This is a genomic window from Roseovarius lutimaris (genome assembly GCF_900115165.1).
Lineage (GTDB): Bacteria > Pseudomonadota > Alphaproteobacteria > Rhodobacterales > Rhodobacteraceae > Roseovarius > Roseovarius lutimaris.
In genome coordinates this window covers 155,011-170,859 of record NZ_FOVP01000008.1, presented here as the reverse complement: position 1 = coordinate 170,859, position 15,849 = coordinate 155,011, and the positions used below count along the sequence as shown (strand labels likewise).

The 15,849-nt window shown below is 57.4% G+C and carries 12 protein-coding genes and 2 pseudogenes; 8 read left to right on the top strand and 6 right to left on the bottom strand.

Annotated elements, in window-relative coordinates; genetic code table 11:
- Positions 1 to 723: pseudogene (locus BMZ91_RS09000) on the bottom strand (IS3 family transposase); the annotation flags it as partial.
- Between the two features lie 102 nt (positions 724 to 825).
- On the opposite strand from BMZ91_RS09000, the gene BMZ91_RS08995 reads away from it, so the two are divergent.
- The gene (locus BMZ91_RS08995) at positions 826 to 1,908 is read left to right on the top strand and encodes an RNA-directed DNA polymerase (RefSeq protein ID WP_177193825.1); all 1,083 of its coding nucleotides are present in this window, start codon (positions 826 to 828) and stop codon (positions 1,906 to 1,908) included.
- Positions 1,909 to 2,189: 281 nt separating this feature from the next.
- Complete coding sequence (locus tag BMZ91_RS08990; RefSeq protein WP_092837305.1) at positions 2,190 to 2,585, top strand: ACT domain-containing protein; 396 nt, start codon at positions 2,190 to 2,192, stop codon at positions 2,583 to 2,585.
- A 320-nt stretch (positions 2,586 to 2,905) separates the two neighbouring features.
- On the opposite strand, the gene BMZ91_RS08985 is transcribed toward BMZ91_RS08990, so the two are convergent.
- A complete protein-coding gene (locus BMZ91_RS08985; protein ID WP_092837302.1) occupies positions 2,906 to 4,138 on the bottom strand; it encodes a plasmid recombination protein in 1,233 nt (410 codons plus the stop codon).
- Between the two features lie 608 nt (positions 4,139 to 4,746).
- Here BMZ91_RS08985 and BMZ91_RS08975 point away from each other — a divergent pair.
- Positions 4,747 to 5,046: a hypothetical protein gene (locus tag BMZ91_RS08975; RefSeq protein WP_143076318.1), complete on the top strand. Its 300-nt coding sequence runs from the start codon at positions 4,747 to 4,749 to the stop codon at positions 5,044 to 5,046.
- A gap of 256 nt (positions 5,047 to 5,302) precedes the next feature.
- Positions 5,303 to 5,746, top strand: a complete 444-nt coding sequence (locus tag BMZ91_RS08970; RefSeq protein ID WP_092837293.1) for a hypothetical protein — start codon at positions 5,303 to 5,305, stop codon at positions 5,744 to 5,746.
- Between the two features lie 936 nt (positions 5,747 to 6,682).
- On the opposite strand, the gene BMZ91_RS08965 is transcribed toward BMZ91_RS08970, so the two are convergent.
- Positions 6,683 to 8,215, bottom strand: a complete 1,533-nt coding sequence (locus BMZ91_RS08965; RefSeq protein WP_092837290.1) for an amidase — start codon at positions 8,213 to 8,215, stop codon at positions 6,683 to 6,685.
- Positions 8,216 to 8,455: 240 nt separating this feature from the next.
- Between BMZ91_RS08965 and BMZ91_RS08960 the strand changes: the two genes are divergently transcribed.
- The 4 genes and pseudogenes from BMZ91_RS08960 to BMZ91_RS08945 all read left to right on the top strand — a co-directional run bounded on the left by BMZ91_RS08960 (position 8,456) and on the right by BMZ91_RS08945 (position 11,761).
- On the top strand, positions 8,456 to 9,157 hold the full coding sequence (locus BMZ91_RS08960; RefSeq protein WP_092837286.1) for a Crp/Fnr family transcriptional regulator: 702 nt from the start codon (positions 8,456 to 8,458) through the stop codon (positions 9,155 to 9,157).
- A gap of 73 nt (positions 9,158 to 9,230) precedes the next feature.
- Positions 9,231 to 9,476, top strand: a pseudogene (locus tag BMZ91_RS21765) (integrase core domain-containing protein); the annotation flags it as partial.
- Positions 9,473 to 10,009 (top strand): hypothetical protein, encoded by a 537-nt coding sequence (locus BMZ91_RS08950; RefSeq protein ID WP_092837283.1) that lies wholly within the window; start codon positions 9,473 to 9,475, stop codon positions 10,007 to 10,009. The pseudogene BMZ91_RS21765 and the gene BMZ91_RS08950, both read left to right, overlap by 4 nt.
- A 45-nt stretch (positions 10,010 to 10,054) precedes the next feature.
- Positions 10,055 to 11,761 (top strand): recombinase family protein, encoded by a 1,707-nt coding sequence (locus BMZ91_RS08945; RefSeq protein ID WP_143076319.1) that lies wholly within the window; start codon positions 10,055 to 10,057, stop codon positions 11,759 to 11,761.
- A gap of 161 nt (positions 11,762 to 11,922) precedes the next feature.
- On the opposite strand, the gene BMZ91_RS08935 is transcribed toward BMZ91_RS08945, so the two are convergent.
- The 3 genes from BMZ91_RS08935 to BMZ91_RS08925 form a co-directional block, all read right to left on the bottom strand.
- A complete protein-coding gene (locus tag BMZ91_RS08935) occupies positions 11,923 to 12,855 on the bottom strand; it encodes an ABC transporter permease (RefSeq protein ID WP_092837280.1) in 933 nt (310 codons plus the stop codon).
- Positions 12,848 to 13,855, bottom strand: coding sequence for an ABC transporter permease (locus tag BMZ91_RS08930; protein ID WP_092837277.1), 1,008 nt, complete (start codon positions 13,853 to 13,855; stop codon positions 12,848 to 12,850). Before BMZ91_RS08930 ends, BMZ91_RS08935 begins: the two co-directional genes overlap by 8 nt.
- Before the next feature lie 85 nt (positions 13,856 to 13,940).
- Complete coding sequence (locus BMZ91_RS08925) at positions 13,941 to 15,647, bottom strand: peptide ABC transporter substrate-binding protein (protein WP_092837274.1); 1,707 nt, start codon at positions 15,645 to 15,647, stop codon at positions 13,941 to 13,943.
- Positions 15,648 to 15,849 lie beyond the last annotated feature (202 nt).

The following is a 15,849-nucleotide window of genomic DNA, read 5'->3' as shown; positions in this document are numbered from 1 at the left end:
TATCAACGACAGCTGCCAGACATTCGCGGCTGAAGTCGTCGATCACGTTTAGAATGCGGAACCGGCGACCACACGACAGGCTGTCAGACACGAAGTCCAGCGACCACCGCTGGTTCGGCCCCTGAGGGACCGCCATCGGTGCTCTGGTGCCCACTGCACGCTTGCGTCCGCCGCGCTTACGGACTGTTAGCCCTTCTTCGCGATAGATCCGGTACAGCTTCTTCCAATTCACCGCCCAGCCTTCACGTTTGAGCAAGATGTGCAGTCGCCGATACCCAAAACGCCGTCGTTCAGATGATAGCTCCTTCAATCGGTTTCGCAGATCAGTGTCCGCTGACCGCTTCGACACACGCCGATAAACACGCGGGTCGATCCCAGCCAAGGCGCAGGCCCGCTTCTGATTATATCGCTTTTCTTTCATGGCCCAGGCCGCAGCATTGCGTCGCGATCCGGGCCTCAAAAGTTTTTTCCCAGCATTTCCTTAAGCGTCGACACATCCATCATCTGCTCAGCCAGTAACTTCTTCAGCTTGGCATTCTCGGCCTCAAGCGCCTTCAGCTTTTTTGCGTCAGACACTTCCATTCCGCCATACTTGGACCGCCATTTGTAAAATGTCGCATCGCTGACACCATGCTTGCGGCAAAGCTCCTTCGCGCCAAGCCCAGCCTGATGCTCTTTCAATACCCCAATGATCTGTTCTTCGCTGAAACGGCTTCTCTTCATCCTCTATCTCCTTGTTGGAGAACAGGCTAACTCAAAACACCGGACTTTTCAGGGGAGCAGGTCAATCTCGATGCGGACCCAAAACCAAAAAAGAAGCAAATCTTGAATTGGTGGAAGTCAATTGAGCAACGATCTTTGGAGCTGTCGCTTGAGTTCAGTCACGTGAGTCTGACTGACGTCTCAAACTGTTATCCCTCGATCTATACCCATTCCATCGCATGGGCGCTTCATGGGCGGGAACACGCAAAGAAGCACCGACATGATAAGAAATTGCTTGGCAACCAACTTGATAAGCTCATCACAAGCTCGAGAGAGGGTCAGACGAACGGAATACCGCAGGCCTCTCTTTTGTCTCACTTGGTCGCGGAGTTGATCCTAGGATATTGCGACACTTACATCAAGAAGAAGCTCGACGGTTTAACTGGCATTGTCATACTGAGATACCGTGATGACTATAGAATTTTCGCGAACTCAGACACAGATTGCGCAAAGGGCCTCAAGGCCATTTCTGAGTGCTTGAATATCTTCGGTATGAAGCTGGGTGCCTCGAAGACATCTCGCACATCGAATGTTGTTCGTGGGGCTGTCAAACAAGACAAAATCGACGCGCTATCCTTGGCGCGGCGTCAAACCACTTTGCAGAAGGAACTTTTGCTGATCCATCGGTTCTGCACCGAAAAACCGGGCTCCGGTGCCACTAAGTTCTTAATCCGCGAGTTTTTGGACAGGCTTGAGGCGAGGCTTCACAGAAATGCTTGGAAGATTGAAAACCCAACTGTTCTCGCCGCCATACTGTTGGATATAGCCGCCAAAACGCCAGCCGTTTTTCCGGCTGTCGCGACGACGATCAGCAAGATCATGCTTTACCTTAAAGATTCCGACCGTGATGGCCTTTTTAATCTTGTCGGAAAACGAACGAACAGGATACCAAACAATGGGTATATGGAGCTTTGGTTGCAGAGGATTGCATACCCTAACCACCTCGGCTTTCTAAGTACTGAGCCGATGTGTGGTCTGGTAGATGACGAAACCGCTCAAAGCCTTTGGTGCAACTCGTGGATAAGGAAGGACGAAACTAGGCTGAGTATTGAAAGATATTCGATTGTTGACCGCTCAGTCTTGGATAACCTTCCCCCAGATATTCAGAATGAGGAGTTTGATGCATTCTGGAAGGAATACGGCTGATGCTTATCGGTGCACGAATTGCCAAGAATGCTGCGTTAACAATCAAGGTCCGCTATCACGAACCTGCATTGCAGCGTTGGATCGTTCGGCGAATGTCGGTAAAAGGCCGATCATGTTGTCGGCCAGGTATGAAAGTCTGGGCATCTCGCTGCACCGCAGAGGTCCGCTGAGTGCTTGAGCCCAAAATGTCTATTGTTGTTGTCGTGAATCTGCCAACTCGACACCCTCGTTTTCCAGTTGCATACTCTTAGACTAAGGCGATTTGGCAAAGTGGATCAATTATGACCGGCGAAACAAATCTGGATGAATTAATTAAGTCCCTATCTGCGGTTCTCGTCGAAGGTTTGTATGTTTTTGTGACGCTTAAACCCGATCAGAAACTGGCAAGTATTGAACCTCGGATGACCTTCAGAGAAGCAGAAGGTATCACCTATATCCTATTGAAGTCTGAAGCGGAAACGCATGGGCTATCATACGAGTTTCCGTGTCGGATGATAACACTAAACATTCATTCGTCCCTTGAAGCTGTCGGATTTATGGCTCGGATTTCAACAGAGCTTGCAAAGCATGACATGGGCGTAAATCCTGTCTCAGGCTTCTTCCACGATCATCTGTTTGTTCCAGAAGGCCGCCAGCACGACGCGATGAACGTTCTACGGAAAATGTCAGAAAGCTGACTTCTTACGCAAACGGCAGCTTCGTCCCGCTGACCGACGTCTAAGCCGACAAAATGCTGCGCGATGCACGAATGGCCGGTCTCGTGACGTTGCAACGCAGCGATAGACGAACTGGCCAAGGTCCGTTCTGGGCCGGTCACGTCGATAACAACGACCACGGTTCTCAAATTTGCAGCGACCGCTTCCTGCGCCTTGCAACTTTAGCATCTCCAGTCGCTCTTGGGCATTGACAGAAGCTATCATGGACGGGCCGGTTCCGTCCTACCCGCCTTCATCCTTATTTGACCAGCAAGCATGGACTGCACGCAAATGCCCACTTTTCACATCTGCGTTTCATCACTGTTGCGCCCCTTGGCGCGACCCTTGGATGAAGGGTCCAATGTCATGATTTTCGCAGTCAGCTTGCGGCGTGTTTTCGCGATGCGCTCACGCAGGCCTTTCGGCAGTTGTACCGCGATCTCGACAATGGTCTGATCCGCCTGCTTGATGTCCTCGACTGCCGAAGCAACCTGTGCTGCCGCGGTGGCTTCAGCTTCCTTGCGTGCCCGACGACGCAGGACGTTGAACGCCATACGGAACGCCTTTCGCGCTCTCGCGATGCCTTTTGACGGCTCGTGGCCCGGTCCTGTCGGTTCACGTAGCATTTCAGGCATGGCCGTGGCGTCGCCGTCACTGACAGGGTCATCCGCCGATCCCTTTGCAAGGGCTTCTGAAAACCGGATGATATCCCCGGCCTCGCGGGCGCGAGATGCTGTTTCACGGCGCCTCTTTTCCACTTTGGCGGCCTCTTCCGCCAGGCGCTTTTCCTCCATCTGACGCCATTTTGCGGGACGGACATGGCGGCGCTTGGCCGGTGGTTCTTTACCGTTGGCGAGTGCGTCACGAATAGCCTGCTTGCGCCGCTCACCTCGCACCAGCCCGATATCCTCAAACTGAGCGCCAACGCTATCCTGCGCTGTCTCATAGTTGCGGATCAGTGGATGAACGGAAGGTTGCAGCATACGACAATCAACGCCGTATTTTCGCACAGCCGCGCGCGGCAGGATCACGGCATGGATGTGATAGGCCTGCTCATCGCGATCCGCACGGGCATGTATCACATCATCGCCAAAGTTCGTTTGGAGCCAGTCAATCGCCAGGCGCTCGAAGTCGTCCTCGCGCTGCGTGTTGAAGAGTTCGTCGCTATCCTCGGTCGCTTCGAACCACTCCTTGTTCGCCGTCAGGATCACCTCACGTAGCGGCCCATGACGAGATGCGCGCCACGGGTCTCTCGGGCCTTCCGCAAGCCGTTGTTTGATAGCCTTACGATCCTTGCGCCGTTCCAGATAGTCGAGTTCAGCCGCAAACATCTCTTGCCTTATCTCCTGGATCTCCAGCTGCGCCGTCTCTGCCCAGTCGTTCTCGCCGAGCAGACGCTGGTTCAAACCCGAGCGCTTCCGATCGACATGACCGAGATCGCCGCCTTTCCGCAGCCGATGCGCTTCATAGCCTGCGAGATCGCCGGGTGTCATGCCCTCGAAACGCAGCACGACCGGATATTCCTTTTTCGACATTCCTGACCTCCAAAAGCTGAGGTTCAGGACTTGGTGCTATGTGGAATTTGTCGGAAGAAGATTTCAGGTGAAAGCGTTTGCGGCAGGTGCGGGGCCATTACTCACTAAACAGGACGAATTCTGGCACCTGCGGTGCCTGCCATTCGTCCTGCCCGTTCGCCCGGGGCTCCGCCCCGGAACCCCGCGCCTTCGGCGGGACCAAAGAGGCGCACCGCCCCCTCTGGACACCCCAAGGCAGGGTCGTCGTTCGCCACTCCCCCTGCACCCCCTGGCGCCTACCCGGCAGGCTTGGGGACCGTTCCGCACGCCCCAAGACCCCCTGATCCCGGGGGAGCGTCGTTCCGCACTCCTCCCCCAAGCCCCCACCTGCTCGCGCTGCCCACGCGGGATCGAAAGGGGGCTGCCCTCTCGACGCTCTCCCCCGAATACCTGGCAGTGGAAACACCACCCCCTTGGGGTTCGCTACCCAGAGGTTGAACCGCTCAAACATTAGAGGTTTGGCCGTAATCCCGTGCTGCACGCGCGTTGTTGACGCGCAGCACGGGATTACGGCCTTCCGGAATTGATCCAGCCGGGCGTCATCACCCTAACTCTGAATGGAGACGTCAATGCAATCCACATCAAACCTCACGTCCTGGCAGGTCGGCCTCACAACTGGCGATGTCGTCCGGTTCCGTTTTCCCGTCGATGATCCTGACAACCCCGACGCGAAGGCAAAGCGCCGCCCCTGCCTCGTGATGGGCGTTCGCTGGTTTGGCGGGCGAAAGTTCGTCGAGATCGCATACGGCACCGGAGCAATGACCCGGCAAATCGCGGCTTTGAGATTCACGTCAAGGGGGGACGGGCAAAGGCACAAGCCGGTCTTACCTGCCGTACCCGTTTCATCGGCACGCGCGCCATTATCGTGAGCGTTAATCACCCCGGATTTGAGCCGGACCCGGAAACAGGGACCCCCATCACGGGTCACCTTGAGGCAAAACTCGTGCAGCGACTTCTGTCCGTCAAAGCCACGCGACGGGCACACGGAAACACAGCACCATCGGCAATCAACGCACAACGTCTGCGGGATCAAAACCGGGAACGGCAACAAGCGGCGCGCGGTTTTCCGGAGCGGAACCGCGGTTCGCGTGTTGCCACCCCCTAAACCAAAGCAAGGAATATAAAATGCATCATCCAGACCCCCATACATGCGACACCATCGAGGGACGCGCAGCGCAGGCCTTCGCTGCCTCGCGCGACTGCGTTACCGCTCTGAACACGGATATCATCCCGAGCTTGCAGCCAAGGGAGCGAAGCGGCCCCAAGCGCCTGATCGCCGCCATCGAACACCGCCGCATCTTCGATAAGGAAACCCTGAGCGAACTCGATGTGCTTATCGAAAAAGTCTTCCGCCTGATCCTCGACGGCTCGACAAATGTCGAACAGTTCGTCGCCGATGAATGTCACACCGACGGCGGCGGCACGATAACGCAATTGCATCGGGCCCCAGAAGCAGAAGCGCTCGCGCGCGCTTTACCCTTTCTGCTTGAGTTCAACCAGGCGCTTTTGGATGTTCATGATCTGATGCACGCCATCCGCGCGGTCGACGAATTGCGCCAGCGTATCTGATCAAGATCTGTGCGGACGTCAGTCCGCTCAGGCGGGCACGCCAACGTTCAACTCTCTTTTTGTTGCTTTGTTGAAGGCGTGTCCGGCTCTGATCCTGCGCGGCCCTCTTTGCGAGGCCGCGCAGGACAGACCCGCGCCGCTATTCGTATCCGGAACAGGGGTTCTCTGACGCGGCTCATGGTGGGCCCGCGCACCACGAAAGGTGATCCCCAATGAAACACTCAACAAACATAAATGCCTTGCTCCGGCATATGAACAGAGCCAGCGATTTTTTGCGCTGGCTTCAGGATGAGGGCGATGCTCTCATCCTGAAGCCAGCCTCCTCGGCGGCGAGTCCTGGCAGAAGCGTGCCCTGGCGGTGGTCGTCACAGCGCGAAAGGGCGGTAATATTGCGGCCCGGCGTAACACCCTTGCTGCATTGAACCGCCTCTTAAATGGAAGTTACGCCAGTCTGCTTGAAGGCCAGGAGGCGTGGCTGTTCTCAACGCTGCACCCGGACGATCCGAGTGCAACCCGCGCGATGCTCTGTGCGGAAGCACTCGACCGCGGTCTGCGTGCGCTGGAAGCATTGCGTCTCGCAGGCATCACAACCCTCGGAGACGTGGCATGATGGCGGTCGCAGAGAAAACCACACTCCGCCAGGCCCGCGATCTCACGCGGCTTGTCGCACAATGGAACGCTCTATCCGCCACGATCATGGGTTTTTAAGGTGAGGGCGTGACAACATAAAATGTGACGGGGCCGCCGTTGGCGGTCCTGTCACTCACGGCCCCGAGCCGACCTTGGCCCCACTGTCCGAATGCTGCGGTGCGGCCCGTCGAAGCAGCCGTTCGCGCATGGCGCAGCATTTGCTCGACTAAAACGTCGGTGTGCGCACATAGCAGCCACTTACTTGCACGAAGTGAATGTCCGCTATGTTAGGATTTTTCCCTGCAATCATCCTTTACAGAAGATCGGAGGCCTTTGCATGCCAAAGTCTGTGGCCGCTTCAAAAGCAGCAGCCATCTGTAATAGCAACCCTTCCTGAAAATGGTCGCCGACAAGCTGAAGGCCGATTGGCATACCCTCGGGGGAAAAACCACAAGGTACTGCGACTGAAGGCAATCCGGTATAGCTAAATGGGATCGTGAATTGCCGACCACGGCCAAAGTCCTGTGCGGCGGCATTCAGAAGCGGTGCCGTTGTTGGCAGTGATGGTGTCAAAATGGCATCAACCGATTCGAATACCTCCTTGATCTCTGCCAGCACGCCGGGTCGCTCTGCGATTCGCGCCTCATACTGCTCTCGCGTTACCGCCGATCCATCCGCAATGTTGGACGTGACGATTGGTCCGAATAAACGTTCGGCATCAGGGGTCGAACGAAACTGATCGCCAAGTATCTGATTGAATTCGTAAAGCAGGATTTCGCTGAACAACGCAGCATAGTTAAGCTGGCCCTGAAGCAACGGAACCTTGATATTCACAATCTCAGCGCCAAGGCTAGCAAAGGTATCGGCTGCCGCGCGAACAGATTCTTCGACCGGCGCATCGATATCGGTAAGTGAATAGTTCTCTACCAAACCAATCCTCAGACCCTTCACGCCCTTGTCAAGGTTTTTAGTGTAGCTGAGCCGAGGTTGGGCGAGTGAAGAGTTTGGATCATTGGGATCAAAGCCTGCCATCACATCAAGAAAAATTGCCAGGTCGCGAATATTCCGCGCAAGCGGCCCGGCGGTATCAAGACTGTGAGAGCGAGGGTAAACGCCGTTGAGACTGACGAGACCGGATGTCGGACGAATGCCCGCAATTCCAAGCCAAGAGGCGGGAACTCGGATTGAACCACCGGTGTCGGTGCCCGGCCCCCCAAGGCAGAGACCTGCTGCGATTGCCGCTCCTGTCCCGCTTGATGATCCTCCGGGGGATCGCTCCAAATCCCAAGGGTTATGGACGTCGCCAAACGTCGAGTTTGTGCCTGACACACCTGCCGCAAAAGCATTCATGTTGGTTTTGCCAATGATAACGCAGCCAGCATCTTTCAATTTTCGGATGATCGTGGCATCGCTATCGGACATCCGGTCTGCAAATGCCTCAGATCCGACGGTGGTGAACGTCCCGGCGACTTCAAACAGATCCTTGACCACGATGGGTATGCCGTGAAGAGGGCCGCGGTCCTGACCTGCAGCAAGTTCAGCATCCCGCTCTTCGGCGGTCGCAAGGGCTTCGTCATTTAGGATTGATATGAACGCGTTCAGCTTTGGCTCAAACTCGGCGATACAATTAAGATAGGTTTGCGTCAGTTCGCGACATGACAGCGATCCTGAACGAAATGCCTCACCCGCTGCAGTCACGGACTGAGGCAGACCCGGGGTAGGCTGGGCATTTGCCGTCCCCGAAAGACCGAAACCTCCGGCTCCAACTGCAAGTGCTACTCCGCTGACCCCCGCCAACATCTCACGACGGCTCCATTCGTTGTTGCCATTGTCATTCATTCCCAGCTCCTCCTTTTATTTCCTTCGTTTTGGTTGTGTACCTGAGTTGGAGATTAGTTCACCTCGACGTCTTGATCTGTAAGCCGGCTGACACAACTGAAAATGTTTTCATCTCGCGCTCGCGTCTGATTAAAGAAATGCGATAGTCTTAATGTTAGTAGGTTTTTGCGCGGATCGCACAGCCCACTTAGCGGAGGCGAGGCTGCCAACCTCTGATCCGTTGAAGAAGGAAATATTGAGATGTGCGAATATACTCTGAACCCAGAGAACAGTCTTGGTCCAGTACTTAGCCCCAGTGATATCACAGCTATCGCGGCCATTGGTCGAGAGGCTGTGTTTGAAGCTGGCGACCCCATCGTCGAACAACACGAAACTGCCGCGCAGATCCACATCCTGATGTCGGGTCTGGTCAAAACCTCCTATGTCAACGCCGCGGGCGGCGAAACTGTCATCCGCATCCATCTCAAGGGCAGCATAATCGGACTATCGACACTTACGTCACTGCGGCACTTCGATGCGACTTCGCGGGCGATGAGGCTCAGCCGGACCATCATGGTGCCGACGTCGGCTTTCCTTTCATTGCTCGAAGTACGCCCTTCGCTTAGCGTCGCGCTGATTCGTCTGTTGGTGGGACGGTTGAGTGACATGCACTTCCGAATAGGGGAGCTTCAGCACCAAACCGTTGAGCGACGCCTGATACATCTACTCGTGGCACTAAGTAGTCCGAATTCGAGCACGCCTCGACCGCTGAAACGAACACTGATTCCATTCACTCATGAGGAATTGGCTCAGATGATCCAATCCCGAAGACCTACTGTCACCGCCACCTTGGCCCGGCTAGCCGATCGGCAATTGGTGCAGACGTTGCGGCGGTCGTTAGTGGTCATCGACCGCGCTGCGCTGATCGCATCACTGAATGGCGGGGAAAGCACCCCAGGATAAGGGTGGATAACGTCCTATATGCGGAATGATCTGTAGATTTAGCATCAGGTCGTTGTCGTGTCGGGCATTCCACGAACTGCTCAACGGCGAGTTGTTTTACACTTTACGCGAAGCCCAGATCTTGATCGAACGTTGGAGACATCACTACAACACAGTTAGACCGCACAGCGCCCTGCGCTACCGCCCACCCGCGCCAGAGAGCGTGATGCCGATAGGGCCAGAGGCCAGCCATGCACTACACCTAGTACCTGGAAAGCTGGTGGACTTCGCAAAGCCCGCTTCCTGCGCTTTGCTGCCTTTGGTGGACGGTGCAGCATGAGTGGGTGGGACTTTGATCCCCTGAACGGCCACTTTCCCGCTTCTGAGGCGAAAGCCGAGCACTTGCAACGAATTCACATTTCCCGCCCCGACCGACGTTCGCAGCGATGTGATTTCGCCAGCCTTGCATACGCCGCAACAGCGTTGAAGTCCCGCTTTTTGCAACGCCGGAGCCGGACGCAGCACCGGGCCGATTTCGATCACGCAGCACTTCACGATCTGTCTTTATCAAAAATGGCCCGCGTGGATATCACCACGCGGGCCTTAGATGTCGAACTTGCCGAGGCATCTGTCTTTCACGCTGTGGTTGTTTCGTGTCCACAGCCGAAGGAGACGAGAATGCACCTCACGAACCTGATCGACCTCATCGCCGAAGTTGCCGCCAAGCGGGTTGCCAAGGAAGGCAAGCAAGAGGAGGACACTCCGGACGCCGTGAGGATGTTATGGCGGATGATTCGGGCGGCAAGATGGAACGGATGTCATAATTTCACCCGTTTTCTCGGGTTTGGACGGGTGCTGGACAGGGCTGCATAAGATCCGCAAGATGACCTGCCTGCGCGATAGAAGGAGTGACGACGAATGATCGAGACGAAACAGCCCAAACGCGTGGCCATCTATGCCCGGTATTCCACCGATATGCAGAACCCCAAGTCGATCGACGATCAGGTCCGCGAGTGCCGGGCGCACGCCGAACGGGAAGGCTTTTCCGTCGTTCAGGTGTATTCCGATATGGCACTCAGCGGAGCCATCAAAGGGCGGCCTGGCGTTGAGGCCCTGCAAGCGGCCATGCGCGCTCAGCAATTCGATATCGTGCTCTTCGAACATCTCGACCGCCTGTCGCGCGACCTTGAGTTTCTGATGGGGTTTTACAAGGAAGCGCGTCACTGCGATACGGAGATGCACCAGTTGCGCCGCGGCAAGTTGGGCATTTTCGACATCGGCATTCTCGGCACTTTCGCGCAGATCTTCCTTGAGGAGCTTTCCCTCAAGACGCATCGGGGGCTTGTCGGCAGGATCGAAGCCGGCAAGAGCGCGGGCGGCTTGTCCTACGGCTACAAAACGCAGCGGGACGACGCCGGTAATGTGATCAAGGGCGAACTTGTGATTGATGCCGATGAAGCCGCGATTGTGCGTCGCATCTTCACGGAATACGCCGCAGGCAAGTCGCCGCAAAAGATCGCCGCTGATCTCAATGCAGAGGGCGTCGTTGCGCCACGCGGTCGCGGGGCCGGCAGCGGGCACTGGAAACAGAATACCATCTATGGGAACCGCGCGCGCGGCACAGGCATCCTCAATAACGAGCTTTATATCGGCAGACGCATCTGGAACCGCTCTCGATATACCAAGCATCCTGAGACCGGCAAACGCCTGTCGCGCCCGAACCCGCAGGATGAATGGAAGCTCTTTGAAGCATCGGATCTGCGTATTGTCGATGAGGGCCTCTGGACCGCCGTAAAGGCGCGGCAAGAGGCGATCGACCTCACCCGCAAAACGGCCGAACGCGAAGGCCGGTCCGGAGCCGGGGCCGCACAGAGCACCCGCCGCCGAAAGTATCTTCTGTCAGGTCTTCTGACCTGTGGGGCCTGCGGCGGCAATCTCACCGTGGCTGGCAAAGGCCACCGGCGACGCTATTATTGCGCCAATGCCAAGGAGAAGGGAGAGGCCGTCTGTCATGGCATGCCGGGCCTCAGCGAGACCGACGCCGCCGACGCGATCCTGAGCTGCCTGCGCAGCAGCCTTATGCAGCAGGAGGCCTATGAGCAGTTCCGCGCCCGCTTCACGGAAAAGATGCAAGCGCAAGAGCACGACAGCGGAGACGCGTTGCGTCGGCACGATGCGCAGATCAAGGCAAAAGAAGCCACGCGCGCCAATGTGCTCAAGGCCGTCGAGAACGGCGAATACTCGTCGGGGCTGATCGCGCATTTCAACACGCTCGATGCGGAACTCGACGCGCTCAAGGCCGGGCGCCCGGCACTGGTGCCCGTCCCGATCGATCTGCCCGACGATCTGCCTGGGCTTTATCGCAGCTATGTCGCGAACCTCACCGCGACGCTCACGGACGAGGAAGTTTCCGGTCCAGCAGCGGACGAACTACACAGCCTGCTCGAGGGGGTCGTGGTGTCGTGGAACGCCGGCGAGGCGGTTCATGAGCTTGAGCTTCGGGGTAAGCTATTGGAAATGCTCATAAAGACAAAGCCCGCCGGAAAGGCGGGCTTTATTGCGAATGCGCGTTCGCTAAAACTGGTTGCGGGAGTAGGATTTGAACCTACGACCTTCAGGTTATGAGCCTGACGAGCCGCTTTAGCCGAAAGCAATTTTCAGTCCAAACACGAGACGTTGATAGTAACGTAGATCAGATAACTGATGATACTACTATGGCACTGATAAATAGTCACTTTCTCAGTTGACAATACTCCCGCCGGAGGCGTCCGGCGGGACAGGCACGATCAACGGCCGCGAATGCGCGGATCAAGTGCGTCGCGCAATCCATCGCCTAGATAGTTGATGCTGAGCACGGTGAGCGAGATTGCAAGGCCCGGCCAGAACACCCGCTCGGGATAATCCTGAAGATAGACCGTGGCATCGTTCAGCAATCGCCCCCAGGTCGGGAAGTCGGGCGGAAACCCCAGCCCCAGAAACGACAGCGCGCTTTCGGTGATGATCGCATTGGCAATCCCGAGCGTGGCCGAGACCATGATCGGCGACATCACATTGGGCAGGATATGCCGGGTGATCAGGTTGTAATTCGTGGTCCCGATCGAACGTGCCGCAAGAATGAACTCGCGCTCCTTGAGGGCCAGAACATCGCCGCGCACGATCCGCGCCGTGGGCATCCAGCTTGTCACGCCGATGGCCACCACGATCAGGATGAAAATGCCTTTCTCCGGGCCAAAGGCGCCGTTGAGCGTTTCGCGAAACAACAGCACCATCACCAGCAAGAGCGGCAAGAGCGGCAGCGACAAAAACAGGTCGGTGAGCCGCATCAGCGGCCCGTCAAGCCGTCTGAAAAACCCGGCCAGCACGCCGACAAGGCTGCCAAGCCCGAGCGCCAGAAGCATCGCCGTCAAGCCGACTGCGATAGAGGTCTGCCCGCCCGCCATCATCCGCGCGAGGGTATCGCGGCCCAGTTGATCGGTGCCAAAGGGATGCGCCCAGCTTGGCCCCTGATTGCGCGCGCGGACGTCGATAAAGGTGGCGTCGATCCCCCAGAGCCAGGGCCCGACAAAGACCGCCGCCATGATGACGAAAAAGATGAACGTCCCGATAAGGGCGCCGCGATGGGTCTTGAACTGATCCCAGACATCGCGCCACTGGCTGTGCGGTGGGGCGGTCGGCTCCGGGTCGGTCAGGGCGGTGATGGGCTCGGGCGCATCAGTCATAGCGGATCCTCGGGTCAAGCACGCCGTAGAGGACATCGGCGACAATATTGAAAAGAACGATCAGCACCGCCAGCATGAAGGTGACGGTGTGTACCATCGGCAGGTCATTGGCCTGAATGGCGGTGATCAAAAGCTGGCCAAGGCCGTTTACCTTGAAAATCTGTTCGGTGATGATCGCCCCGCCAAAGATCTGGGGCACGCCAAGCGCGATCACCGTGATCACTGGAATCATCGAGTTGCGCAGCACATGCACCATCACCACGGTCATCTCCGACAGGCCCTTGGCGCGCGCGGTGCGCACGTAATCCTGATTGAGATTGTCGAGCATCGAAGCGCGCATGAAGCGGCTGATCTGGGCGGTGGTTTGCAGCGCCAGCACCATCACCGGCATCACCATCTGCATCAACTGCTGTTTGAACGTCGCCCAATCGACCACCACAAGCGTGGTGTCATAAATCGACGGTAACCAGCCAAGCTGAACCGAAAAGATCACGATCACCAACACCCCCGAGAAAAACGGCGGCACCGAATAGCCGACCATGGTGATGAAGGTGCCTGCCTGATCAAACAGCGAATATTGCCGATAGGCCGAGTAAATGCCGATAGGTAATGCAATCAGAACGCCGACCACATAGGACATCGCCACCACCCAGAGGGTCTGGGGCATGCGTTGCACGACCACATCCATGACCGGGCTGCGAAATTGCCAGCTGAGCACGCGTTGCTCGCCGCCCGCAAGATCTGTGCCAAACAGCCAGTCGATAAATACCATCGGCTCGATCACGAAAAACTGCCACATCCATTTGAAGAAACGGATATGCGTCGGCTCGCCCAGGCCAAGCGCAAGGCGCATTTTTTCCTTGACCTCGGGCGGCACCGTCAGGGGCACTTCCGCCATCGGATCGCCGGGGGCAAGTTCGAGCAACAGGAAGATGACAAGGCTGATGAACAAAAGCGTCGGGATGGCAAGGACAAGCCGTCGGATTGTATAGGTCAGCATGCGCGGCGCCTTTGTAATTCAGTCGTCTTCGGGGGGCAAAAGGGCAACCGCCCCGGCATTGCAACCGGGGCGGCGCAGGGTCAGGTCACTCTTTGATGCGATACCAGTCGGCGGCATTCCAAAGCTCGGTATCCCATGTGTTCAACTCGACGCCACCAAGCGTATTCGAGCGCGCCGAAACCCGGCCACGATCCACCAGCCCCAGGATGACATAGCTGTCCTTTGTCAGCATATCATTGAGCTTTTTGGCGATCTCACCGCGCTTGCCAAGATCTGCCGTGCGGCCCAATTCCTTGATCAGCTCGTCATAGGCCGGATCGCAATAGCGGTTGATGTTTTCGCCCTGCCATTGGCTTTCGGGGCGCGGCGCCTTGTTGCAGGTCCGCGAGGCCAGATAGGATTGCGGATCGGTGCCGTCAAAGTTGTTGGCGTACATTTCAACGTCGGCATAGAACTTCTGAAAGGTGTCCGGGCTGCCCGGATCACCGCCGAAGAAGACCGATGCCGAAATGTTGCGAAGCTCGGTTTCCACCCCGATTTCGCCCCACCACTGCTTGATTAGCGCCTGAAAGTCCTGACGCACAGCATTGGTCGAGGTCTGAAACAGCAGCGACAGTTTCTTGCCATCCTTGTCGCGGATGCCATCGCCATTGCTGTCGGTCCAGCCGGCCTCTTCCAGAAGCGCCTTGGCACCTTCAACGTCCTGTTCCAGGCAATCGGTGTTATCCGAGGCATAGGCCGCCGGGGCAGGCACAAGGTTACAGGTCGCGCGCCCGGCCTTGCCATAGCCGATTTCGACCAGAAGCTCGCGGTCGATCGCCTTGCTGAGCGCCTCGCGGACGCGCATATCGCTCAGGATGGGGTGCGGGTGCTTGGCGGTTGCGCGCTCGCCCTCGGGCAGATCCGGCGAGGGGTCGGTCAGGTTGATCTCGATTCGCTCGACCAGCGTGCCAAAGGCCGACAGGGCCACGCCCTTGCCGGCCGCTTCCATGTTGGCAATCACATCGGGGGCAAGTTGCAGGTTCCAGGCATAATCGAATTCGCCGGTCTCAAGCACTGCGCGGCCCGCCGCCGTCGCATCGCCGCCGCCCTTGAAGGTCATGGTGGCGAACCGCGGCTTGGCCGGGTCGCGGTAATTGGGGTTGGCCGAGAGCGAGATCACGTCATTGGGGCGAAACTCATCCACCTTGAACGGGCCGGTGCCGATAGGCGAAAAATTGGCATCGGTGCATTCGGGGGCCTTGGCGCCAAGACAATCGGCAAATTGTGCCGCCTGAATGATCGGCGCCTGACCGCCCATGAAGGGACCATAGGGGTTGGGCTGCGGTTCGGCGAAGTGAACCGTCACGGTCAGGTCATCGACCACCTCGACCGACTCGACGCCCTCAAATTTCGCCAGTTGTGCACAGCCGCCATCGGGGTGCATGCAATATTCGGCGGTAAACTTTACATCATTTGCCGAAAACGGGCTGCCGTCCGACCAGGTCAGATCCGGCTTTATCTTCCAGGTGATCGACTTGAGATCGTCAGAAACGCCGCCGTTCTCGACGGTGGGAATCTCTTCGGCGAGAAAGGGCACCATCTCTCCGGCCACGTTGTAGCGGCCAAGCGGCTCAAGAACGAGACTTGCCGCTTCGCGTTCCTTGGTGCCCCCCGTCAGATAGGGGTTCATGATCGACGGCGCCTGCCAGTAGATCAGGTTCACATGGCCGTCGGCGCCGCGCTCGGCCCAGCCCGCGCTTGCAAGGCAGGTGGTGGCGGTGGCGCCGAGTAAAAGGGATTTCAGGGTCATCGGGTGGTCAATCCTCCGTTGTTGGACAGCGCGTTCAATTGGCCGTCTCGTTAAGTCGCACCCTCCCGCAAGGCGGGGCGGGGGTGGCGGTCGTCACGGGGAACGGTCGCACCGGTTGTGTCCGGCGCTGGCGCTGCATCCCCAGACAGCAGGGGCATCACAAACCGGATCGGTATAAAAAGCAAGCACCTCTTCGCGCAAT